The sequence below is a fragment of the Afipia massiliensis genome (assembly GCF_014203115.1).
GTDB lineage: Bacteria > Pseudomonadota > Alphaproteobacteria > Rhizobiales > Xanthobacteraceae > Afipia > Afipia massiliensis.
On record NZ_JACHIJ010000001.1, the window covers coordinates 856,846 to 878,986 of the forward strand.

Sequence of the window (22,141 nt, forward strand, 5' to 3'; positions counted from 1 at the left end):
AATAATCCAACTTGATCCCGCCGTCAAGGCGCGCTCAAGTTGGCGCCGACCCGCCGCCAAGCTCCTGAACCGAAGGAATAATCCATGTCCCACGATGCGCCCCAGGGCTCTGCCGGCCCCACCAAGCTGGTGATCCGCAACATCGGTCTCATCCTGAGCGGGGCGATGGAAAAGCCGATCCTGGATGCCGACACCATCGTCGCGGAGAACGGCAAGATCACCGCGATCGGGCGGGCCAAGGACATCGACGCGGAAGGCGCGACCACCACCATCGATGCCAACGGCACGACGGTGACCCCCGGCCTGATCGACAGTCACGTCCATCCGGTCGCCGGCGACTGGACGCCGCGACAGAATCAGATCGGCTGGATCGACAGCTTTCTGAACGGCGGCGTGACCACCATGATCTCGGCCGGCGAGGTTCACATGCCCGGCCGTCCACGCGACGTCGTCGGCGTCAAGGCCATGGCGATCTTTGCCCAGCGGGCGTTCGACAATCTGCGCCCCGGTGGCGTCAAGGTTCATGCCGGGGCACCGGTGATCGAGCCGGGGATGACAGAAGAAGACTTCAAGGAATTGGCCGCAGCCGGGGTCAGGCTGCTTGGTGAAGTCGGCCTCGGCGGCGTCAAGGACGGCCCAACTGCGCGCAAGATGGTAGCGTGGGCGCGCAAATACGGCATCCAGAGCACGATTCACACCGGCGGTCCGTCCATTCCAGGATCCGGCCTGATCGACGCGGACGTCGTGCTGGAAGCCGACACCGACGTCATCGGCCACATCAATGGCGGCCACACCGCCCTGCCCGATGGGCAGATCCGTTGCATCTGCGAGGGCTGCAAACGCGGCCTCGAACTGGTTCACAACGGCAACGAGCGCGCCGCGCTCTATACGCTGCGGATTGCCCGCGAGATGAAAGAGCTGAACCGCGTTATTCTCGGTACCGACGCGCCAGCGGGTTCAGGCGTGCAACCTCTCGGCATTCTACGCATGGTGTCATTGCTGTCGTCGCTCGGCGATGTGCCTGCCGAAATCGCGTTCTGCTTTGCGACGGGCAACACCGCGCGGATGCGCGCGCTGGATTGCGGCATTATCGAAGTCGGCCGCGCCGCAGACTTCGTCATCATGGACAGAGCGCAGCACTCGGCCGGAAAGAATATTCTGGAGAGTGTTCAACTCGGCGACCTGCCCGGCATCGGCATGACCATCATCGACGGCATCGTCCGTACCCAGCGCAGCCGCAACACGCCGCCAGCGACCAAGGTGCCGGAGATTGTCGCACACTAGTCAGCGATCCATCACCTCAGCTTGCTCAGCAGCGCGACAAAGGTTTCGCGCTCCTTTGCATCGAGCGGAGCAAGCGTTTCCTTGGTGATGGCCAGCGCATTCGGCGCGGCCTTCTCGGCCATTACCTGCCCTGCACGGGTCAGGCTGACCAGAAGCCGGCGGCCGTCCTGCGGGTCGGAGCTGGTCTCGGTCAGGCCCCGCGCGGTCAACCGATCGATCACGCCCTTGATGGTGGCAACATCCATTGCCGTCAAACGACCGAGCTGGTTCTGAGAGCACGGCCCGGTCTCGGTGAGTTTCGCCAAAGCCGCCCACTGCGTCGGTGTCAGATTGATCCCGATTTCCTTCGCAAAGATCGTCGCGTGGCGTTGCCAGACCTGACGCAGGATGAATCCAATCTGATCGTCGAGGACATAGGATGGCTTTGGCCCCTTGGTACTCCGTTTGGGAGCGGCTCCCTTGATCAAGGTTGTCGCTTTACTTTGAGCACCGGCATTGTTCAGCGCGGCCTTATTAAGAGCAGCCTTATTCAGAGCAGCTTTGGCCATTCTTTTCCCCCAGCATTTCTTCTTGCCTGACGGTGTGAGCCGCCCACCAGTTACACAGCCAGATGCGCATCGCGAATGTCCGGGCGAGCCTCGAGTTCGCTCATCGTGCCGCTGAAGCAGATGCGGCCACGCTCGATGATATAGGCACGGTCCGATATCAGATTCGCAAAGTGGAGATTCTGCTCGGAGACGACGATGCTGACGCCCTCCTTCTTCATCGCCAAGATCGCGCCCACCATCTGCTCGACGATCTTCGGCGACAATCCCTCGGATGGCTCATCCAGCAACACCAGTGACGGATTTCCCATCAAGGTCCTCGCGATGGTCAGCATCTGTTGCTCACCGCCGCTCATGCGCCCGCCCATGCGGCCGCGCATCTCGCCGAGATTGGGAAACAGGTTGAACAGCTTCTCGCGGGTCCACTGCGGTGCATTCAATCGCGGCGGCTGTCGTCCAACTTCGAGATTTTCATCAACGGTAAGGTCTGTGAATATTCGCCGCTCTTCCGGCACATAGCCAAGCCCGCTGCGGACAATGGCGTGGGTCGGCTGGTTCGAAACGTCCTGTCCTTCGAAAACAATCTGGCCTTCGCGCTGTTCGACCAGACCGACAATCGACCTGAACGTTGTCGACTTTCCCGCGCCGTTTCGGCCGAGAAGCGCCACGACCTCTCCATCACCTACCTCAAGCGCAACATCGAACAGGATATGCGCTGGCCCGTAATAGCTGTTTAGTCCCTGCACCGAGAGCTTCATGCCGAAGCTCCCTCGCGATGGCGTGCGTCGTACACCAGGCCTTCTCCGAGATAGATTGCGCGAACCTGCGGATTGCGCCGGACTTCCTCCGGCGAGCCCTCCGCGATCAGCGAGCCACGGTTGAGCACAAGGATACGGTCGGCATGTTCGAACACCACATCCATGTCGTGTTCGGTGAACAGAACCCCAATCGATTTTTCCCGCGCGATCCGCGCGGTAAGCTGCATCAGCGCGATACGCTCGCGCGGCGCCATGCCTGCGGTCGGCTCGTCCATTAAAAGTAGCTTTGGTTGATTGGCGAGCGCGATTGCAAGCTCAAGGCGCTTGAGATCGCCATAGGCGAGTTCTCCACATGGCCGGTCCGCATAGCCACTCATCCCGACGAGATCGAGCAGACGGTCGGCCTCAGTACGTTCGAATCCAGCGGTCGAGCGCCACATATTAAAAAGCTCGGAATTGTATGACACGAGGGGGACCTGCACGTTTTCACGCACAGTCATGGTGGGAAACGTCGCCGTAATCTGGAAGGTGCGCCCGACACCGAGCCGCCAGATCGTACGTGGTTTCTTGCCAACCGTGTCCTGGCCAAGCAAATGGATCTTGCCGCTGTCCGGCATGTTCTGGCCGTTGAGCATGTCGAAACACGTGCTCTTGCCAGCGCCGTTCGGACCGATCAGCGCCAGAATTTCGCCCGCCATGAGCGAGAACGACACGCCGCGCACGGCGTGTACGCCACCGTAGGATTTTGTCAGGCCTTCGACTGCAAGCAGTGTGGGTGCGACATTCATTCAGCGGTCTCGATCCGTGATGCCACAATGGCAGATTTCGACGATTGCGACTGACGCCGTGCGCGAATGGTTTCGATCATACCGACAATGCCCTTCGGGAAGGCAACCACGATCAGTACGATAATCGCGCCAAGCACCAGTTTGGACAAATCCGTCTGGCTCACCAGCCAGATGTTGAGGGCCTTGAAGACGATGGCGCCGACCACCGCGCCTGATACCGTCTCGACGCCGCCGAGCAGCACCATCACCAGCGCATCCACCGACAGAGAAATGCCAAGACTATCGGGGAAAACGCTGCCCTTGAGATACGCGAACAACGCACCGGCTACACCCGCGACGGTGCCTGCGATCACAAACGCGGTCCATTGAATGCGTTTGCCGTCGATACCGATCGCTTCGCTCCGCAGGATGGAATCCCGTGTCGCGCGCAAAGCGTAACCGAACGGTGAGAATACGATGACGCGAAGCACCACCACCGCCAGCGTCGCGATGCCCAGCGACAGCCAGTAGAAACTGGCAGGCCCTGCTGCCCACGCCGCGGGCCAGACTCCCAATATTCCATTATCACCGCCGGTTACGCCCACCCACTGAAATGCAATCGACCAGACGATTTGTGCAAAGGCCAGCGTCAGCATCGCAAAGTAAACGCCTGACAGTTGAACCGCGAAGAATCCGAAAATTGCCGCACCGAACAGTCCAAACAGCGGCCCGAGCAGCAGACACGCAATCATCGGCAGGCCCGCGGCCTTGGCGAAGAATGCGACGCCATAGGCCCCTAGGCCAAAGTAGGCCGCATGGCCAAACGACGCGAGGCCGCCGACCGACATCAGGAAATGCAGACTGGCCGCGATGATCACAAAGATCGCGATCTCCGCGCCGACGTTGAGTGCGTAGTTGCCGCCAAACAGCGGCAATGCTGCCGCCACAATCAACACGGCCAGCGTCGCAAAACGTTCGTTCATCGTGAGCGGCCGCCACGGACGAACCGTGAGCCCTGGCGTCTTGCGCGCCGGCGCTTCCGGTTTTCCGAACAGACCCCACGGCCGAACGATGAGGACCGCAGCCATGACAAGAAAGACGAGAATGATCGAGATCTTCGGGAATATCAGGATTCCGAACGCGTTGAGCTCGGAGACCAGCACCGCTGCAACGAACGCACCAATGATGCTGCCGAGGCCACCGATCACAACCACCACGAAAACATCAACGATGATGCGCAGATCCATCGCATGATGAACGGCATCACGCGGGATTTGCAGCGCGCCGCCGAGCGCGGCCAGAAACACACCAAGCGCGAACACGCTGGTGAAAAGCCACTTCTGGTTGACACCGAGCGCGGCCACCATGTCGCGATCCTGCGTCGCTGCGCGAACCAGAACGCCCCAGCGCGTGCGCCGGAACAACAGCCACAAGACGCCCAGCACCACGGGACTGAGCACAATCAGAAACAGGTCGTAGGTTGGAATGTTCTGGCCGAAGAAGTCCACCGCGCCACGGAATCCGGGTGCGCGGCGACCCACCAGATCATCCGGCCCCCAGATCAGAACCACGATATCCTGCACCATCAGGGTCAGGCCGAAAGTGGCGAGAAGCTGGAACAGTTCCGGCGACTTATAAATCCGCCGCAGCAACACCATTTCGACCAACACGCCAAGAACCGCAACGACAAGCGCCGCGACGACAATACCGCCCCAGAATCCCAGCGCACCGGACAACCGCTCAGTCAGGGTGAACGCAACATAGGCGCCCAGCATGTAGAACGCGCCATGCGCGAAATTCACGATCCGCGTCACGCCGAAGATAATCGACAGGCCCGATGCCACGAGGAACAGCGACGCCGCGCTCGCTAGACCAGTCAGGAACTGAACAAAGTAGAAGCTCATATGCGATCCAGGGGCTGGAAAATGCCGCGGGCGCATCGCGCGCCCGCGGTCGTCAACATCAGTCCTTCGGGCGCAGCTTCTCGACTTCCGCATCGCTCGGCAGGAAATCCTCGCCCTTGCGATACACAGAGTCGACCATCACACCCTTGCCGTCCTTCAGCGCTGTCTTGCCGACATAGGCACCGAGCGTCGATTGGTGATCATTCTTGCGGAAGGTGATCTGGCCGAACGGCGACGACATCGACAGGCCTTCTGCCGCTGCGATCATCTTTTCCGGATCGGTCGAATTGGCCTTGGTGAGAATCGCAGCCGCGGCCTTGATCGTCTGATAGCCGACGATGGAGCCCAGCCGCGGATAGTCGTTGAACTTGCCCTGATAGGCTTTCAGGAACGCGTCGTGTTCGGGTGTCTTGATGCTGTACCAGGGATAACCGGTGACGATCCAGCCCGAGGGAGTTTCCTCCTTCAGCGGATCCAGATATTCCGGCTCGCCGGTGAGGAAGCTGACCACCGAGCGATCCTTGAACAGACCACGGGTGTTGCCTTCGCGGACGAACTTCACGAGATCCGCACCGAAGGTCACGTTGAGAATGGCTTCCGGATTCGAATTCGCCAGCGCCTGCACGATCGGGCCTGCATCGATCTTGCCCTGCGGCGGCCACTGCTCATCGACCCACTGGATGTCGGGCCGCTTCTCCGACAGCAACTTCTTGAAAATACCGACTGCCGACTGGCCGTACTCGTAGTTCGGCGCGATAGTTGCCCAGCGCTTCGCTGGCAGCTTGGCGGCCTCATCGACCAGCATTGCCGCCTGCATGTAGTTCGATGGCCGCAGGCGGAACGTATAACGATTGCCTTTCGACCAGGTGATCGCGTCGGTCAAAGGCTCGGCAGCCAGGAAGAACACCTTCTTCTGCTTGGCGAAGTCGCTGACAGCGAGGCCGATGTTGGACAGAAACGTGCCGGTCAGCATCACCACGTTCTCGTTCGACACCAGTTCGTTCGCCGCGGTCTGCGCATCGGCAGGCTTACCGCTGTCATCTTTGGAGACAACGACCAGCTTCTTGCCGTTGATTCCGCCCGCCGCGTTGACCTCCTCGACCGCGAGCTGCCAACCCTTGCGATACGGCTCGGTGAACGCCGGCAATAGCGAATAGCTGTTAATCTCGCCGATCTTGATTTCGCCGCTCTGCGCCATGGCGGACGGCGCCATGCTGCCGAACACCACGCAGAGACTTGCGCCTAACAGGCCTTTCAAAAGAAATTTGCGTCGTTGCATCCCAGACCTCCAATGTTGGCGAAGCGTCTGCTTCGCCGTGACATCCGTCCATCCCTTCCCTCACTCGGGGATAGTCCGGCCATTCCTCTCGCTATCTCGGGAATCAGACGACTATCGAAGGCCGTCCTCACCCTTGATCTCTCCAATCGTCAGCCCACCGACACGTGGCAGCGGCCGCCCGCTGTCGGTCACGGCAACCGCGACCATGATTTCGTTGGCGCGCGGCGCGTCGCTGATCTGCACTTCCATGCCGTCGAAATGACTGCGCACGAACGCCGCGTCCTTGTGACCGAGCGGAATATCCAGCACTGTTCCCAGCCCGCCGCGCTTTTTGGAAGACGGTATCAACGCAGCACCCTTGCCCAGCACCTTGCGCACCGGCGCACCCATTTTCGGATGCAAGATTGCTGCCGCATGCTCAAGCTCGCCATTTTCGCCGACCGCTGCCGCCTTGCCGTAGCTTTGCGCCTTGCTGCCTTCGATGCCCAATGCCGCAACCGCCCTGGCGGCAAGCAACTCGCCCAATTCCTCGCCAATAGCGACAAGCGGCGCTAGATCGTCGGCAAACTTTCCGGCAAACGGATTGTCGATCACCGCTATCGCCGCCGCGCGGCGAGTCGGCGGCGAGACATCCCGCCCACCCTCCATCAGCGTTTCCTCGACCACTGTAACGATCTTGCGAATGACGGCACTCATCGCAGTCCATCCTCCCCCTTGATCTCGCTAGCCTTGAGGCCACCGACCCGGGCATGAATCCGTGAACCGGTGGTCATCACAAGTGCAAGAAGCAATTCATCAGCACGCGGGGCGTCGGAGATGCCGACTTCCATCGCATCGAAGTGGGACCGCACATAAGAAGCGTTGATGTGTGTCACCGGAACGTCAAGCCTGGCACCCGGGCCGCCAACCTTCTTGGCAGACGGCACGATAGCCTTCGCCTCGCCCAGAATTTCCCGCATCGCGTAGCCACCGGGCACATGCCACAACGCGCCGTGCTCCAGTTCACCGGCCGAACCAATGATCGCTCCCTTGCCATATCCCTCAATCGCGGCAGGATCGCCACCGAGCGCCTTCAACAATGAGCCCGCCATCGCGATGCCAAGCGGCGTGAGATCGTCCATGAATCCGGCGATATCTTCGACATAACGCCCGGCAAACGGATTGCGGATCACACACAGGATCGCACCGCGGCGTAACGGCCGCGCCGCCGGCTTTCCACCCTCATGGAAAATCTCTTCAATCAGAGTGACGCGTTTGCGGATCGCAATCTCAGGCATGCATCAGGCTTTCGGTTCGGGCCGTCGGGCGCTGTAACGGCGCGACGCCATCGACGATCCTCAGAGCGACAACGCACGTCTCACCCTGCAGGTGAAGTGCTGCACCATCGATCAATCCCGCAGCAAGCAACAGCCGCGCACAATCCGCGCCAGCCTCGAGAGCAACAGCAATATCGTCTGGTGGCAAATGGCCGACATCCCGGGTGACGAGACGCGCACCGAGATCGCTGTCGAGCTGAATCTCAGTCGCCGGGCAACGGACAACGGCCGGATGCCCCGGCAGATTCACCGAATTGGCGATAATGGTCGCGGCAGCATCGGCCTGCGCAGCAGTTCGCGCCAGAACCGTGATTGCGTCAGCAATACCCAATGAGAAACTGCGCCCACGCCATCCGCTGGTCGCGACACCTCGTGTCGGATCGCTCGCCGCAATAACCGTCGTCCCGATCAAGGCCGGTGTATCTGGCCGGTCTACCAGGCCGACCGTGAAGTGCTCGCCACTGGCAAGATGCAGCGCAATATCGCCGCCGTTGTTGACATAGGCGCGATCGAGATCGGCTGCTTGCGTCATGGCGCCAAGAATTTCTTCGGCAACGGAACCGGCGACCGCCGCCATCGGCGTGATGAAATGATCCGTGGCAAACGGCGCGACCGCGTCATGCATACGGCGCGCAACAACGCTGTTCAAGGAGCAGACGTCAGGCCGCGCAGCCTTGCGCAGTTCCGGCAACTCTTCGCAAAGTTCGTCGAGGAGTCCGGTGAATCGCCGAATGGAAGCTTCATATGCCGCACGAAGAGCAGCCCCCGCGCCTCGCGCCTCCACAATCAGATCAATGGGGCCGTCCTGCAGGTGAAGCCTCCTGCCGTCCGCCAGCCATCCGATCTGCGGGAGCCGTGTCATGGGCGCGATCTCGGCTCAGAAGTTTGTCGCGGCAATTGACGGATTTCCGTACTGTCCTTCAATGACGCCAATGGCCGCACGTGATCCATGTGACCGCCGAGCGCGGCATAATCCGAAAGCCGCAGGGTGAACTCGATGGGCGCAACCAACGCAGGTGTTGGCACATACCCGAAAGCTCCTTCCGGAACCTGCGTCACATCGACCATGAAGGTGATGCCGCCGCCCGGCCAGACATAAACTGGAGCACCACCGCAGGTTACCGAGGTCAGCGCATCCTTCACCGACCGCGTAAGCCGCACGGGGTTATCGGTGACGCCCGCCCTCAGCGATCCGCCCGCGCCGCCCATGAACAGCACCGTGCACAGGGCCGGTTCGCAGTTTTCCTGAATCCGCTCAACCGATAGCTTGAGGTCGGCCGGCATCTCCTTCTCGACGGGTTTCAGCGCCTCGTCGAGTTCGAAATAAGCGGCGTGCTCGCCGGTGGTGCTCACCATCATCATCCGCATGCCGGGATGCGCTGTCTTGGGATCGAATGGACCCAGCACCGAAAGCGGATCGGAGATGTTGGTCCCACCCCAGCCGGTGCCGGGCTCCGCGACCTGGAAATAACGTCCGGGTGTTGAGCGGCGGCCCTTCATCTTGATGCCGGTGTCGGGAATATCGAGAAGTTTTCCAGCCTGATGCTCGGACAAAACGCCAGTGATGTGATCGTCCACCACGACAACCTCATCGACTTTGCCATGCCACTGCTTGGCGAACATGCCTATGGTGGCGGAGCCGCAACCGACGCGCATCCGCTCCTCAGTGACGCCGTTGACGATCGGCGGGTAACCAGCCTGCACCACGACCGTCGCGCCACCGTCGATTGTGAGTTCGACAGGCTTGCCGTTGGACAGATCCATCAGCGCGTCGCACGTGACGCGCCCCTCTTTCTTCGATCCCCCGGTCAGGTGATGCACACCGCCGAGGGACAGCATCTGCGAACCGTACTCGCCGGTCGTGACATGCCCCACCGCCTCGCCCTGCACGCGCACCGTCGCGGTTTCAGGCCCGAGATAGCGATCGGTGTCGATCTTCACCTTGACGCCGCAGTAGCTGAAGATGCCCTCGGTCACCACCGTGACCATATCGACACCGTCTATCTCGGAAGAAACGATGAACGGCGCAGGCTTGTAATCGGGATAGGTGGTACCGGCGCCAATGGCCGTGACGAAAACGCCAGGCTCATGAACGATCTTGCCGTCCCAATCGCCACCGGCCTGAAACGGAACCAGCCGACCGCCATGCGAAACCGTGCGCTCAAGCACCACATGCGGATCGACGCGCACTAACTCGCCATTGTTGTTTGCATAGCGATCACACGCACCCGCGGCGCCGGGCTTGATGTAACACATCACCGGGCACGCATCGCAGCGGATCTTGTCCGCGCTGCCGGACGCTGTAACGGAGGTCACCTCGGTTTGCATGACCAAACTCGCGTGCAAGCCAGCGAACTGATGCGCGGCGCCAATGCCGCGAGGATTAGTTCAGTCAGTCCGCATTGGCATTTTGTTCGTATACGAACGATGTTGCGCGCAGTCACGAAAGCTGTCAAGCGCCGTCGCGCGCGAAAACCGGAACTGCCGAATAAAAACTCAATTGCCTACTTCCCGTGTTCACAAATCGTGCAATGCATCATCGCGCGGGACACGCGCCACTTGGGCGCATCATGCGCTTGCACGTTTGTATACAAACGGTATCGTCACCGTGAAGCATTACCGACCTTTTGCAGCGCAGCAGATCGGACCGTACGATGAACGTGGTGCAGGAAATGATCCGGCTGACGGTGAACGGCAGGATCCACGATGTCGGCGCCGCGCCCGACACCCCGCTACTTTATGTGTTGCGCAACGATCTTGAGTTGAACGGCCCCAAGTATGGCTGCGGGCTCGGCGAATGCGGCGCTTGCACCGTCATCATCGACGGTGTGGCAGCCCGCTCCTGCTTGATACCGGTCAGCGGCTGTGTGCAGCGAAACATACTGACGCTCGAAGGCCTCGGATCGCGCGATCATCCCGACCCTGTGCAGGAAGCCTTCATCGAGGAGCAGGCCACGCAATGCGGTTACTGCCTTAACGGCATGATCATGAGCACGAAGGCTCTTCTCATGCAGAACCCGCGCCCCTCGGAAACGGAGGTGCTCCAGGCCTTGCGATACAACCTGTGTCGGTGTGGCGCGCACGTCGAAATCCTGCGTGCCGTCATGCGTGCCGCGGGTCATGCCGTTGAAGGACACGAATAATGGTGGCGGATTCGCAGACGGATCGAGCCTCTCACTCCGGATCGCTATCCGTCGTTCGACCGGCATCTTCCAGCAATACTGGATCGGCTTTCGAGACCTTCATCAAGATCACCGCGAACGGGATTGTCACAGCGTTCAACGGTCATGTCGATCTCGGGACCGGCATCCGTACGGCGCTTGGGCAGATCGTCGCGGAAGAGCTGGACGTCTCGTTCGCGCGTGTCATCGTCGTACTGGGCGACACTTCGCTCGTTCCCAATCAAGGGGCGACTATCGCGAGCGAAACCATCCAGATCACTGCGGTACCACTGCGTAAAGCGGCCGCGCAGGCACGTCACTTTCTGATCGCACGCGCCGCGCAAAGGCTTCAGCTACCGGAAAGTGAACTATCGGTAGAGGATGGCCTGATCCGGGGTCACGATAACCGCAGCATCAGTTACGGCGAACTGATCGGAGACGAAACCATCCGGCTCGATCTCGCCGATGATGTCTCGGTCAAAGCGGTCGAATCCTACAAAATCGTCGGACAATCGACCCCGCGCGTCGATCTCCCGGCCAAGGCAACCGGTGAACTGGTCTACGTGCATGATGTGCGCGTTCCCGGCATGCTGCATGGGCGCGTGGTGCGTCCGCCCTACGCCGGTGTCGATGCCGGAAGTTTCGTCGGGACCAGCCTGATTGCCGTCGATGAATCGTCGGTTCGCGATATTCCCGGCATGGTGTCGGTTGTGCAGATCGGCGACTTCGTCGGTGTCGTCGCCGAACGCGAGGAAAACGCGGTCAAGGCGGCCGCTCAACTCAAGGTGACATGGAAACCGACACCGACGCTGCCCAATCTGAAAGATATCGAAACGGCGCTCCGCGCTAATCCGAGTACGCTACGCAAATTGCTCGACAAAGGCGACGTGGATTCTGCCATCGCGGATGCGGCGAAGCCGATGCAGCGGACCTACATCTGGCCGTACCAGATGCACGGATCAATCGGACCTTCGTGTTCTGTGGCAGATGTTCAGGAGGGATTCGCGCGGGTATGGTCCGGCACGCAGAATCCGCACATCCTGCGATCCGACCTCGCACTGCTTCTCGCACTGCCGGAAACCGAGATCGACGTGATCCGATTGGAGGCCGCCGGTTGCTACGGCCGCAACTGCGCCGATGACGTCTCCGCCGACGCGGTGTTGCTGTCACGCGCGGTCGGCCGGCCGGTGCGCGTACAGCTAACCCGTGAGCAGGAACACGCGTGGGAGCCCAAGGGCACTGCGCAACTGATGGACGTCAACGGCGGCCTGCGTGGCGATGGCAGCGTCGCGGGCTATGACTTCGCCACGCACTATCCATCGAACGGAGCGCCGACGCTGGCGCTGCTGCTGACCGGCACCGTCCCGCCTGTTCCCGCGGTCTTTGAGATGGGCGACCGCACCGCGATCCCGCCTTATGACTACGATGCGATGCGAGTGACCGCGCACGACATGCCACCCATCGTGCGGGCGTCGTGGTTTCGTGGCGTCTCGGCATTGCCCAATACGTTTGCGCACGAATCCTACATTGACGAACTCGCGGCCGAAGCCGGCGTCGATCCGATTGAATACCGCCTGCGCTATCTGAAAGATCCGCGTGCCGTCGATCTGGTCAAAGCCGTCGCCAAGCGCGCCGATTGGACGCCTCGTCCGCTCTGGAAAGAGCAGGAAGCCGAGGGCGATGTCGTGCGCGGGCGCGGCTTTGCTTACGCGCTCTATGTCCACAGCAAGTTCCCGGGCTACGGCGCAGCATGGTCGGCCTGGATTGCGGACGTTGCGGTCAACAAATCGACCGGCGATGTGAGCGTGACCCGCGTCGTTGCCGCGCAGGATTCCGGGCTGATGATCAATCCGGATGGCGTGCGCCATCAGATCCACGGCAACATCATCCAGTCCACCAGCCGCGCACTGATGGAAGAGGTCTCGTTCGATCGCGCAGCCGTGGCCAGCCGGGAATGGGGCGCCTACCCGATCATCACATTCCCGGACATTCCCAAGATCGATGTCTTGATGCTGCCACGGCAAGATCAGCCGCCGCTCGGCGTCGGTGAATCAGCATCGGTCCCGAGCGCCGCAGCAATCGCGAACGCAATTTTCGATGCAACCGGTGTGCGCTTCCGCGAACCCCCGTTCACGCCCGAGCGCATTCTTTCGGGGCTGCGCGGCGATGCTCCCGCACCGCGGGCCTTATTGCCGGCGACCAGTTTCAAGCCGCAGGAACGAATTCCGGATACGCCAAGTCCGTTCTTTAAACGCCGCAGTACGTTCGCAGGTATTGCCGCAGTCTGCACAGCGGCTGTCGGCATCGCCGCAGCGGTGCTGCCGTGGCGATCGATTGCACCAATCGCGCGGCCGGATGTATCGACGTATTCCGCGGCGACCATCGCCCGCGGCCAGCAACTTGCGGCGCTCGGCAACTGCGCCGGCTGCCATACCGACATTAACGGGATCGCCAATGCGGGCGGGCGAGCGCTCGAGACACCGTTTGGCATCATTTACAGCACCAACATCACCCCCGATGTCGAGACCGGCATAGGGGCGTGGTCTTATCCCGCATTCGAGCGCTCGATGCGCGAAGGCATCCATCGCGACGGCCGGCACCTCTACCCGGCATTTCCCTACAATCACTTCGCCAAGACCACCGATGCCGATCTTCAGGCGATCTACGCCTATCTGATGGCGCAGGCGCCTGTGCACGCCGTCAACCGCGAGACCGCACTGGCGTTTCCCTTCAACCTCCGGCCGCTGATGGCGGGCTGGAATGCACTGTTTCACGAGCCGACCCTCTTCAAGGCTGATTCCACAAAATCAGTCGTCTGGAATCGCGGAGCCTATCTGATCGAGAGCCTCGGCCATTGCGGAGCTTGCCATACACCAAGGAATGCATTGGGCGCGGAGAGAACAGCCAAAACCTATTTGGCCGGCGGCGTCGCGGAAGGCTGGGAAGCGCCGCCACTGACGTCCCTGTCGCGCGCGCCGATCCCGTGGAACGAGAACGAACTTTTCGCCTATCTGCGCACGGGCATCTCCCGCTTCCACGGAGTCGCCGCAGGACCGATGGCGCCGATCGTGAGAGAGCTCGCAACCGTGCCGGACAGCGACATTCGCGCTATGGCGGTTTATCTCGCCTCTTTCAACGAGACCGCGATCACGCCGGCGGTGCAGGAAGCTCTGGCGACACGACTGGAAACCGAAACGAGCGTGAAGTCCGTCTCTGCCTCAGCTCTCGGCGCGCGCATCTATGACGGCGCTTGCGCGGTCTGCCATCAGATCGGCGGGCCTGTTCTGTTTGGCAGCAAACCCTCATTGGCGCTGAACAGCAACTTGCACAGCACCATGCCCGACAACCTTATTCAGGTCATTCTCCACGGCATCGAGCAGCCGGTCTCCAGCGATCTCGGCTATATGCCCGCCTTCAAGAACAGCCTCAATGATGAACAGGTCTCGGAGCTGGTGTCCTATCTCAGGCAGCAGTTTGCTCCGGACAAGGCGCCCTGGACCGACATCGCCGCCGCGATCGGCCGGGTCCGGCACGCCGCCAGACCATAAAATCACGCGGGGGTGGCTGGCTGCCCCTGAGGGAGCCGGATATGATCCCGGCATGGCCATTACAGACATCGCTTCGCGAACCTACAACCACGGCTGGCGGCTCGATCCGATCGTGCGCAGCCTTCTCGACACCGATTTCTACAAGCTCCTGATGCTTCAGATGATCCGGCGATTCTATCCGGATGAGCATGTGACGTTCTCGGTGATCAATCGCACCCATCATGTACGCCTCGGTGAAATCATCGACGAGGGAGAGCTTCGCGCCCAGCTTGATCATGCCCGCACCGTTCGCTTCACCAAAAAGGAGCTGATCTGGCTCGCCGGTAATACGTTCTACGGCAAGACCCAGATGTTCTCGCCGGGCTTCATCAGCTGGCTCGCCACGTTCCAGCTCCCCGAATACGAGTTGCGCACCGTCGATGGGCAGTATGAGCTGCATTTCCACGGACCGTGGACCCACACGACCATGTGGGAAATCCCGGCGCTCGCCATCATCAACGAGTTGCGCTCACGGCAGGCGATGAAGGGACAAGGCCGGTTCGTTCTCGACGTTCTGTACGCGCGGGCCAAGGCCAAGCTCTGGACCAAGGTCGAACGGCTGCGCAAACTTGAAGGCCTGCGGCTGTCGGATTTCGGGACACGGCGGCGGCACGGCTTTCTGTGGCAGCGCTGGTGCGTCGAAGCTGTCAAGGAAGGGCTTGGTCCTGCATTCACCGGAACGTCCAATGTTTTGCTGGCGATGGACAATGATCTGGAAGCTATCGGCACCAACGCACATGAACTGCCGATGGTCGCAGCCGCATTGGCGAAGGACGACAACGAACTGCGGTGGGCGCCCTACCTTATCCTTGATCAGTGGCGACAGACCTATGACGGAAATCTTCTGATCGCCCTGCCCGATGCGTTCGGCACCAAGGCGTTTCTGCGGGATGCCCCCGAATGGGTGGCCGACTGGACTGGCTTCCGCCCGGACAGCGCGCCGCCGATTGCCGCAGGCGAAGAGATCATCAAGTGGTGGAAGGAAAAGGGACGCGATCCGAAGGAGAAACTGCTGATTTTCTCAGACGGCATGGACGTCGGATCGATCGAGGAGACGCATCGTTACTTCTCCGGACGCGTCAGGACCAGCTTCGGCTGGGGCACCAACCTCACAAACGACTTTGTCGGATGCGCGCCGGACGGAACCGCCGATCTCGATCCAATCTCGCTGGTGTGCAAGGTGACCTCCGTCAACGGACAGCCGGCGGTAAAGCTCTCGGACAATCCGGAAAAAGCGACCGGCAGCCCAACCGAGATTGCGCGCTATCTGCGTGTGTTCGGCAATGCAGGCCGCGTGCGCAGCGCGGTCCACGTATAAACGCTTGCGGAGCAGATCGTCCGGACCGATTTCCATTCGGCCTCATCATGTGTAGATTGGTCCGATCAGGATCGTGATCCTGAATGAATGGGATGCCAGTACAGGAACGATTTGATGAAGGTCACGATCAACATTGATTGCACGCCGCAGGAAGCACGAGAGTTCCTAGGACTTCCGAACATCCAGCCCATGCAGGAAAAGGCGATGAAGCAGCTTGAGGAAAAATTGCTTTCCGGTGTCGCAGGTATGTCGCCCGATGCCATCCTGCGCAACTGGATGTCGTTCAATCCCGAACAATTCGGGGACATGTTCAAGATGTTCGGCGGACTCGGCGGCACCAAGAAGTAAGGCGCGAAGAACGGCAGGATTATCTATAGCGATACTGCGTAAATTTCGTATTCCTCACGAACAGTCTAGACATGGTCGCACATCCGCGTGCCAGTGACGCGCCTGGTTCATTGACGCCAAGTGATCACCGATCGAAATTCGTGACATGCCGGCCTCAAAGATCATGCTTTCTCATCCGGCGTGTCAATCAGACTGACATGCGCCGCGACGATCCGCCAGCCTTCCGCGAAACGAACCCATGTCTGCATCTGCCGCCCGACTCTTCCGGGAGCAGATGCGCGATGGAACAGCGTGGAGGCAACGGCGGTATCGCGGCCATAAGCCGTAATGACGGTGTTCGACAGATCGCGCATCAGACCCGCCGGGTTTCGCGCCGCGCGGAACGCGGCAATGGCGTCGTAGCCGTAAAGATTTTCACCGATCCCGTAGCGGATCGTCCTATAGTCGTTGCGAAACAGCGCATTGAGTGTCGCAACGTCATTCGACGTCAGCGCCTTTTCGTAAGCCGCGAAGGCCGCGCTGACTTCAGCAACCACGTCGGGCAAGTCGACTTCCACCGTCATTTTCAAATACCCTTAAGGCGCGTGCGCTCGGACCCACTCATTTCGCAAATCCTGTTCATCGTGAACTGATTGGCGTTTAACGCCGTCGTGCCCTGCATGCCTATTCGGCAGCGACGGCTGCTGCGGTTCGGCCCCGGCTCATCAGTACAAAGCCTTCGTAGCCTTTTCCCGCAACATCATTGCAGATCTGGCGATAAACCCCGACACCGCCGATATAGGGCATGAAAACCTGCGGCTTTCCGGGAATGTTGGCGCCCATGTACCAGGAATTGGCCTGCGGATAGAGCGTGCCGCTCGCAACATCGTTGACCTGCGTCACCCAGTCATCCTCAGCGTCCTTTGTCGCCTCCATACAGTCGATGCCGCGCTGGCGCTTGTAGCCGATGCAGTCGCTGATCCAGTCCACGTGCTGCTCAATCGACAGATCATGTTGCTCAGTACCGACGGGCTGCCCGGACCGGTGATAATGAACATGTTCGGAAAGCCGGCACACATCAGACCGAGATAGGTCCGGGGTCCCTCGGCCCATTTCTGATTCAGGGTCGGGCCATCCTTGCCCTTGATATCGATCTTGGCGACCGACCCGGTCATGGCGTCGAAGCCGGTGCCGAACACAATCGAGTCCAGTTCGTAATCCTTGCCTCCGGTCCGCAACCCATGCGGCAGTATTTCCTCGATTGGGCTGGATCGAATGTCGACCAGAGTGACGTTGGGCCGATTGAAAGTAGCGTAGTAATCCGTGTCCACACAGATGCGTTTCGAGCCGATTGGATGATCGTGCGGCTGCAACAGTTTTGCGACCGCGGGGTCCTGCACAATTTCCTCGATCTTCGAGCGAACGAATTCGCACGCGGTGTCGTTTGAAGGCTTGTCGAACAAGAGGTTATTGTAGGATGCCATGAAGCTGATGCCGCCGCGTGTCCAGCCTGCCTCATATTCCTGTCGTCGCACAGCTTCTGTATCGTCAAGCGCGCCTTTCTCCGGAATGACCATCAGGATACCGTTTCGCGACTCTTCGCGCGCCCGCCGCCGCCGATCGGCATAGTCGGACTTCCAGGAGCGCGTGGTCTCCGGCGTAAGCGGAGCATTGTGTGCCGGAACGCTGAAATTCGGCGTGCGCTGGAAAACAAAAAGATGGCTGGCCTGCCCGGCGATGATGGGAATTGACTGGATCGCAGATGAACCGGTTCCGATGACACCAACCCGCTGCCCGGTGAAATCCACCTCGTCATGCGGCCAGTGTCCGGTGTGATACGTTTTTCCTTGAAAACGATCCCGGCCCTTAAAATCAGGTATCCGCGCGTTCGAGAGACAGCCCGTCGCCAGGATGAAATAGGTCGCCGATACGGTTTTTCCGTCCGACGTGATCACCGACCAGCGGTTGGCGCTCTCATGAAATTCCGCCGCCTCGACACGCGTGTTGAGCTGAATATCGCGACGCAGATCGAACCTGTCAGCGACATGGTTGGCGTATTTCAGGATCTCGGGCTGCGGCGCATAACGCTCGCTCCATTCCCATTCCTGCTGCAACTCCTCTGAAAACGAATAGGAATATTGCATGCTCTCGACGTCGCAGCGCGCGCCTGGATAACGATTCCAGTACCATGTTCCCCCGACGTCACCGCCTTGCTCATAGACACGCACCGAAAGACCGAGGCCGCGTAGCCGATGCAGCATGTACAAGCCCGCGAATCCCGCACCGACAACAACAGCGTCGTAGCTTTCATTGGAGGGCGTTGAATCATGCTGCGGAGCAATCATATCTTCGTTCTCCCGGATTTTCCGTTGCTCTTGGAAAGCTGCTGCTCAGCCTTCTGCATGCAATGTGACCTCGAAAAACGGGCAAAGACAATAGATCGATGCCGAGTGGACGCCATGCACGGTGACGGGACGATTCGACGCGCTATCCCATCGCCCTGAGCCAACTGCCGATTTCCCGCATCGCGTCACTCGCCTTCGGGAGCAGTTTTCCCATGGTGATGAATCCATGAAATTGACCGAGATACGTCCGGTACACCACGGGCACACCCGCGTTGCCGAGACGCTTGGCGAATTCTTCTCCCTCGTCGCGCAAAGGATCGGCTCCAGCCGTCAACACAAATGCAGGTGGAAGTCCTGAAAGATTTTCCGCCCTTGCTGGAGATGCACGCCAATCATCAGTCCCGGCCGCGCCGTTAAGATAATGATCGCGAAACCATCGGATCACGGAATGGGTCAGCAGTGCGCTGGTCTCTGGCTCGCTGTGCGAGGGATGAGTCATGGCGAAATCGGTTGCAGGATAGATAAGAACCTGGCCCGCGATTTTCGGCCCCGCCTCCCGAGCGTTGATCGCGACGACTGCCGCGAGATTGCCGCCTGCGCTGTCACCGCCCACAAGCAATCGAGATGCATCAATCCCTAGCGAAAGAGCATTCTTCGAAACCCACTCCGTCGCCGCAATCGCGTCATCGACCGCCGCCGGGAAGCGATGCTCCGGTGCGAGACGATAATCCACCGAAATCACGATGAGTTGGCCTTCATCAGCCAGCGTCCGGCAAACCACGTCATGAGAGTCGAGGTCGCCAATCACCCAGCCGCCGCCATGGAAAAAGACCAGACATGGCGCGAGGCCATCGGCCTGCCGCAGCTTCAACGGCTTGTAGAGCCGTGCGGGAATTGGTCCCGCCGGTCCCGTTATCGCTACAGGCTCCACAGAAGCAATTACCGGCGGCTCAGGATTTGAGACGACGCGTCCTGCCAGGTACATCTGACGGGCTTCCGCCGCTGACAATGTTTCATACGGCGGACGCCCTGCTTCGCGAAAGGCGTTGAGAACTGCAGCGGCATCGGGATCGAGTGTAACTGGCATGTTGCTCCCCAGGTTCTTGCGGGTGTTGTTATCCCTCTTGGTCCAATTGTTAACTCGCGATTTGGCTGCTGTCGACGCTGCCGGACAGAACACCCAACCAGCAGATGCCACAAGACGACGGCGCCGCACAGGAATGCAGCGCCGTCAGCAGTCAAGAATCGGTATGACACCAATCTCCGAGATTACATGCCAAGGATCGCGATATCCTTCACCGTGCCGCTGACGCCTGAAATCTTCGCAGCTTCAGTCGCCTTTCCCGTCGCCAGATCGACGCTGTAAAGCGTGTCGCCCGCCATCAGCCAGGCTTCATTCTTGCCATTGCCGTCCGACCAGATGTCGAACGACGCGCCGTCAGCCTTGACGCCAAGCTTGCCGATGGTGCCGAGAATGCCATCATTCGGAGGAGCCTGCTTCACGAGCGTACCGGCGGTTGCGTCGATGTTGAACAGCGCCGTTTCCTTGGTACCCTTCACCGAGTTGGTATAGGCACCGGCGATCACATTTGGCTTTGCACCCTTGCTGGCGTCGGTCTCTGCGTACTTGTGGTCGCCGTCCTTGGTGACCTTGCCGTCATCGACATTGGCGCGCAGACTTGTTCCGTCAGAACCCATCACGCGCAGGCGATCCGCGGCCGGGTTGAAATCGACCGTGACGAGCACGCCCTTCGCGACCATGGTTTCGAGCTTCGATTTCATGGTCGCCTTGCCGTCCTTGGCGATTGTGACGACCGTGCCGTCATCGACCAGGCCATAAAGCATCCCGTCGGCGGGGCGAACGTCGATACCCACCAGCGCCCCGGAAATCCCGGTCACCTTGATGGAACCGGTGGCCTTCTTTTGTGCGGTGTCGACCATCGCGATGGTGTCGTTGCCAACCAATGCTGCAACTTGAGCCGCGTTTGCCGCGACTGATGTCATCAAAAGTGCCGTGGATGCTGCGAAAATTGTGCTGAACTTCATGGCGAAACTCCCTGTATCTCGACGATCCCATTCGGACCGATACAGGCGATACCGGCGGCAAAGCCGAACGGATGCAGCGCCCTCGAGATTATTTTCGGGGCGGTGCATCCAAATGCCGCACGGGACCGGTATAAAGGCTATGCAATCTCTGACGCATGGCCCAGGTCCCCGAGGTTCCCGCTTTGGATGTCCGAACAGACAAGCCCCAGTTCGACCGGGAGCGCGAGGCGCAACTCGCCGCCGCATTGGCACGATGCACCGTGGGCGACCGCACTGCGCTTCAGATGATCTATGACAGTGAAGCAGCGCGGATGGTCGGCGTGGCGCGCCGCATTCTCATTCGTCAGGATCTCGCGGAGGAAGCTGTCCACGATGCCTTCGTGCGGATATGGAATGGCGCTCGCGGCTTCGATCCGCAGCGCGGCAGCGCCATCGGCTGGCTTTACGCCATCGTAAGAAACCGCGCGCTCACCATCTATCGCGGCGAACATCGCTACGACCATGACGAACACGGCGGCCTTCAAGACATCGCTCCCGATGATTCAATCGCTCGTCTTCCGGAAACCAGCGCGCTGCGCCGCTGCCTTGAACGCATTGAGCGGCCGCGCCGCGACGTGGTGGTCCTCGCCTATGTTCACGGCATGAGTCATGGCGAAATGGCCGGACGGCTGAAGGTGCCGCTCGGCACCGTCAAGAGCTGGGTGCGGCGCGGGCTGATGTCGTTGCAGGAGTGCATGGGATGAGCATGCAGGACGAACGCGACACCACGGCGGCCGACTACGTGATGGGCCTGCTCGACGCAGCGGACGAAGCCGCTGCCGAAAAACGGCTTGAGAGCGATCCAGCATTTGCGGCAGCAGTGAGCGCCTGGCGCGAACGGCTTTCGGAGTTCGACACATCCGCCGAACCCGTGACACCCAGCCCTGACCTGTGGCGCCGGATCGCGGAGACGACGAAGAAGGAAACGATTTCGGCACTGCCCGGCGCTCGCAACGCCGTACTCGGCGCAACGGTTTGGAACAATATCCACTTCTGGCGTACAACCGGCCTGACCGCCAGTGTCGCCGCATTGCTGTTTGCGGTTATCGCGCTTGGTGCGCTCACGACGTCAAAGGAGCTGCGACGCGATCTGGTTGCGCTGGCGCAAAGCAAGCCGGTTTACGTCGCGATCCTCGTCAACGACGCCACCAAGGAAGCCGGCGCAGTGGTCAATGCTTTCGCCAACGGCCGTGTCGAGCTGATTCCGCTCAAGGCCATCGACGTGCCTCCCGGACGCACGTTGCAGGTGTGGACATTGTGGGACCGCGCCATCGGCCCGAAATCAATCGGGATCACCGGCCAGTCGCGCACGCTGCAGCTCAATCTCGAGTCCCTGCCCGAAACCGTGGCTGATCAGTTGTTCGAAATCACGCTTGAACCGGAAGGCGGATCGCCCAACGGGCGACCCACCGGTCCGATCCTGTTCAAGGGCAACGCAGCAAGAACACTATAGCTGTTCATCAAT

19 protein-coding genes and 1 pseudogene are annotated in these 22,141 nt (G+C 60.4%); 7 read left to right on the forward strand and 13 right to left on the reverse strand.

Features of this window, described 5'->3' with window-relative positions:
* The first annotated feature begins 84 nt into the window (after positions 1 to 84).
* A complete protein-coding gene (locus tag HNQ36_RS03940; protein ID WP_184082611.1) occupies positions 85 to 1,284 on the forward strand; it encodes an amidohydrolase family protein in 1,200 nt (399 codons plus the stop codon).
* 11 nt (positions 1,285 to 1,295) lie between these two features.
* On the opposite strand, the gene HNQ36_RS03945 is transcribed toward HNQ36_RS03940, so the two are convergent.
* From HNQ36_RS03945 to HNQ36_RS03985, 9 genes are all read right to left on the reverse strand, one after another.
* Entirely contained in the window at positions 1,296 to 1,832 is a 537-nt protein-coding gene (locus HNQ36_RS03945; protein WP_246395240.1) for a MarR family winged helix-turn-helix transcriptional regulator, read from the reverse strand.
* A gap of 50 nt (positions 1,833 to 1,882) precedes the next feature.
* Entirely contained in the window at positions 1,883 to 2,587 is a 705-nt protein-coding gene (locus HNQ36_RS03950; protein WP_184082612.1) for an ABC transporter ATP-binding protein, read from the reverse strand.
* The gene (locus tag HNQ36_RS03955) at positions 2,584 to 3,375 is read right to left on the reverse strand and encodes an ABC transporter ATP-binding protein (RefSeq protein ID WP_184082613.1); all 792 of its coding nucleotides are present in this window, start codon (positions 3,373 to 3,375) and stop codon (positions 2,584 to 2,586) included. Before HNQ36_RS03955 ends, HNQ36_RS03950 begins: the two co-directional genes overlap by 4 nt.
* Positions 3,372 to 5,258: an ABC transporter permease gene (locus HNQ36_RS03960; protein ID WP_184082614.1), complete on the reverse strand. Its 1,887-nt coding sequence runs from the start codon at positions 5,256 to 5,258 to the stop codon at positions 3,372 to 3,374. Before HNQ36_RS03960 ends, HNQ36_RS03955 begins: the two co-directional genes overlap by 4 nt.
* Before the next feature lie 58 nt (positions 5,259 to 5,316).
* Positions 5,317 to 6,537 carry an ABC transporter substrate-binding protein gene (locus tag HNQ36_RS03965; protein ID WP_184082615.1) on the reverse strand — a complete coding sequence of 407 codons (1,221 nt, stop codon included), beginning with the start codon at positions 6,535 to 6,537 and terminating at the stop codon, positions 5,317 to 5,319.
* A gap of 111 nt (positions 6,538 to 6,648) precedes the next feature.
* The gene (locus HNQ36_RS03970) at positions 6,649 to 7,233 is read right to left on the reverse strand and encodes an amino acid synthesis family protein (RefSeq protein ID WP_184082616.1); all 585 of its coding nucleotides are present in this window, start codon (positions 7,231 to 7,233) and stop codon (positions 6,649 to 6,651) included.
* Positions 7,230 to 7,814: an amino acid synthesis family protein gene (locus HNQ36_RS03975; protein ID WP_184082617.1), complete on the reverse strand. Its 585-nt coding sequence runs from the start codon at positions 7,812 to 7,814 to the stop codon at positions 7,230 to 7,232. Before HNQ36_RS03975 ends, HNQ36_RS03970 begins: the two co-directional genes overlap by 4 nt.
* Complete coding sequence (locus tag HNQ36_RS03980; RefSeq protein ID WP_184082618.1) at positions 7,807 to 8,715, reverse strand: UPF0280 family protein; 909 nt, start codon at positions 8,713 to 8,715, stop codon at positions 7,807 to 7,809. Before HNQ36_RS03980 ends, HNQ36_RS03975 begins: the two co-directional genes overlap by 8 nt.
* A complete protein-coding gene (locus HNQ36_RS03985; protein ID WP_184082619.1) occupies positions 8,712 to 10,181 on the reverse strand; it encodes a 6-hydroxynicotinate reductase in 1,470 nt (489 codons plus the stop codon). The genes HNQ36_RS03980 and HNQ36_RS03985 overlap by 4 nt, the downstream gene beginning before the upstream one ends.
* A 344-nt stretch (positions 10,182 to 10,525) precedes the next feature.
* Here HNQ36_RS03985 and HNQ36_RS03990 point away from each other — a divergent pair, with 344 nt between their 5' ends.
* The 4 genes from HNQ36_RS03990 to HNQ36_RS04005 all read left to right on the forward strand — a co-directional run bounded on the left by HNQ36_RS03990 (position 10,526) and on the right by HNQ36_RS04005 (position 16,267).
* Complete coding sequence (locus tag HNQ36_RS03990; RefSeq protein WP_430641342.1) at positions 10,526 to 10,996, forward strand: (2Fe-2S)-binding protein; 471 nt, start codon at positions 10,526 to 10,528, stop codon at positions 10,994 to 10,996.
* Positions 10,996 to 14,562 (forward strand): molybdopterin cofactor-binding domain-containing protein, encoded by a 3,567-nt coding sequence (locus HNQ36_RS03995; RefSeq protein WP_184082621.1) that lies wholly within the window; start codon positions 10,996 to 10,998, stop codon positions 14,560 to 14,562. The genes HNQ36_RS03990 and HNQ36_RS03995 overlap by 1 nt, the downstream gene beginning before the upstream one ends.
* Positions 14,563 to 14,614: 52 nt before the next feature.
* Complete coding sequence (gene pncB, locus HNQ36_RS04000) at positions 14,615 to 15,919, forward strand: nicotinate phosphoribosyltransferase (protein ID WP_184082622.1); 1,305 nt, start codon at positions 14,615 to 14,617, stop codon at positions 15,917 to 15,919.
* Between the two features lie 114 nt (positions 15,920 to 16,033).
* The gene (locus tag HNQ36_RS04005; RefSeq protein ID WP_184082623.1) at positions 16,034 to 16,267 is read left to right on the forward strand and encodes a DUF6489 family protein; all 234 of its coding nucleotides are present in this window, start codon (positions 16,034 to 16,036) and stop codon (positions 16,265 to 16,267) included.
* Between the two features lie 161 nt (positions 16,268 to 16,428).
* On the opposite strand, the gene hpxZ is transcribed toward HNQ36_RS04005, so the two are convergent.
* The 4 genes and pseudogenes from hpxZ to HNQ36_RS04025 all read right to left on the reverse strand — a co-directional run bounded on the left by hpxZ (position 16,429) and on the right by HNQ36_RS04025 (position 20,637).
* The gene (gene hpxZ / locus HNQ36_RS04010; protein WP_184082786.1) at positions 16,429 to 16,824 is read right to left on the reverse strand and encodes an oxalurate catabolism protein HpxZ; all 396 of its coding nucleotides are present in this window, start codon (positions 16,822 to 16,824) and stop codon (positions 16,429 to 16,431) included.
* A 106-nt stretch (positions 16,825 to 16,930) separates the two neighbouring features.
* Positions 16,931 to 18,591, reverse strand: a pseudogene (locus HNQ36_RS04015) (flavin-containing monooxygenase).
* 142 nt (positions 18,592 to 18,733) lie between these two features.
* Positions 18,734 to 19,678: an alpha/beta hydrolase gene (locus tag HNQ36_RS04020; protein WP_184082624.1), complete on the reverse strand. Its 945-nt coding sequence runs from the start codon at positions 19,676 to 19,678 to the stop codon at positions 18,734 to 18,736.
* A gap of 182 nt (positions 19,679 to 19,860) precedes the next feature.
* Positions 19,861 to 20,637, reverse strand: a complete 777-nt coding sequence (locus HNQ36_RS04025) for a DUF4394 domain-containing protein (protein WP_184082625.1) — start codon at positions 20,635 to 20,637, stop codon at positions 19,861 to 19,863.
* A 155-nt stretch (positions 20,638 to 20,792) separates the two neighbouring features.
* Between HNQ36_RS04025 and HNQ36_RS04030 the strand changes: the two genes are divergently transcribed.
* Together HNQ36_RS04030 and HNQ36_RS04035 are read left to right on the forward strand one after the other, a co-directional pair.
* Positions 20,793 to 21,380 carry a sigma-70 family RNA polymerase sigma factor gene (locus tag HNQ36_RS04030; RefSeq protein WP_184082626.1) on the forward strand — a complete coding sequence of 196 codons (588 nt, stop codon included), beginning with the start codon at positions 20,793 to 20,795 and terminating at the stop codon, positions 21,378 to 21,380.
* Complete coding sequence (locus HNQ36_RS04035; RefSeq protein ID WP_184082627.1) at positions 21,377 to 22,129, forward strand: anti-sigma factor; 753 nt, start codon at positions 21,377 to 21,379, stop codon at positions 22,127 to 22,129. The genes HNQ36_RS04030 and HNQ36_RS04035 overlap by 4 nt, the downstream gene beginning before the upstream one ends.
* Positions 22,130 to 22,141: the final 12 nt, after the last annotated feature.

Excerpts from the sequence above, each read along its gene's own strand:
- HNQ36_RS03940 (WP_184082611.1), top strand. The coding sequence starts at position 85 with ATGTCCCACGATGCGCCCCAGGGCTCTGCCGGCCCCACCAAGCTGGTG.
- HNQ36_RS03945 (WP_246395240.1), bottom strand. The coding sequence starts at position 1,832 with ATGGCCAAAGCTGCTCTGAATAAGGCTGCTCTTAATAAGGCCGCGCTG.
- HNQ36_RS03950 (WP_184082612.1), bottom strand. The coding sequence starts at position 2,587 with ATGAAGCTCTCGGTGCAGGGACTAAACAGCTATTACGGGCCAGCGCAT.
- HNQ36_RS03955 (WP_184082613.1), bottom strand. The coding sequence starts at position 3,375 with ATGAATGTCGCACCCACACTGCTTGCAGTCGAAGGCCTGACAAAATCC.
- HNQ36_RS03960 (WP_184082614.1), bottom strand. The coding sequence starts at position 5,258 with ATGAGCTTCTACTTTGTTCAGTTCCTGACTGGTCTAGCGAGCGCGGCG.
- HNQ36_RS03965 (WP_184082615.1), bottom strand. The coding sequence starts at position 6,537 with ATGCAACGACGCAAATTTCTTTTGAAAGGCCTGTTAGGCGCAAGTCTC.
- HNQ36_RS03970 (WP_184082616.1), bottom strand. The coding sequence starts at position 7,233 with ATGAGTGCCGTCATTCGCAAGATCGTTACAGTGGTCGAGGAAACGCTG.
- HNQ36_RS03975 (WP_184082617.1), bottom strand. The coding sequence starts at position 7,814 with ATGCCTGAGATTGCGATCCGCAAACGCGTCACTCTGATTGAAGAGATT.
- HNQ36_RS03980 (WP_184082618.1), bottom strand. The coding sequence starts at position 8,715 with ATGACACGGCTCCCGCAGATCGGATGGCTGGCGGACGGCAGGAGGCTT.
- HNQ36_RS03985 (WP_184082619.1), bottom strand. The coding sequence starts at position 10,181 with ATGCAAACCGAGGTGACCTCCGTTACAGCGTCCGGCAGCGCGGACAAG.
- HNQ36_RS03990 (WP_430641342.1), top strand. The coding sequence starts at position 10,526 with ATGATCCGGCTGACGGTGAACGGCAGGATCCACGATGTCGGCGCCGCG.
- HNQ36_RS03995 (WP_184082621.1), top strand. The coding sequence starts at position 10,996 with ATGGTGGCGGATTCGCAGACGGATCGAGCCTCTCACTCCGGATCGCTA.
- pncB (WP_184082622.1), top strand. The coding sequence starts at position 14,615 with ATGGCCATTACAGACATCGCTTCGCGAACCTACAACCACGGCTGGCGG.
- HNQ36_RS04005 (WP_184082623.1), top strand. The coding sequence starts at position 16,034 with ATGAAGGTCACGATCAACATTGATTGCACGCCGCAGGAAGCACGAGAG.
- HNQ36_RS04020 (WP_184082624.1), bottom strand. The coding sequence starts at position 19,678 with ATGCCAGTTACACTCGATCCCGATGCCGCTGCAGTTCTCAACGCCTTT.
- HNQ36_RS04025 (WP_184082625.1), bottom strand. The coding sequence starts at position 20,637 with ATGAAGTTCAGCACAATTTTCGCAGCATCCACGGCACTTTTGATGACA.
- HNQ36_RS04030 (WP_184082626.1), top strand. The coding sequence starts at position 20,793 with ATGGCCCAGGTCCCCGAGGTTCCCGCTTTGGATGTCCGAACAGACAAG.
- HNQ36_RS04035 (WP_184082627.1), top strand. The coding sequence starts at position 21,377 with ATGAGCATGCAGGACGAACGCGACACCACGGCGGCCGACTACGTGATG.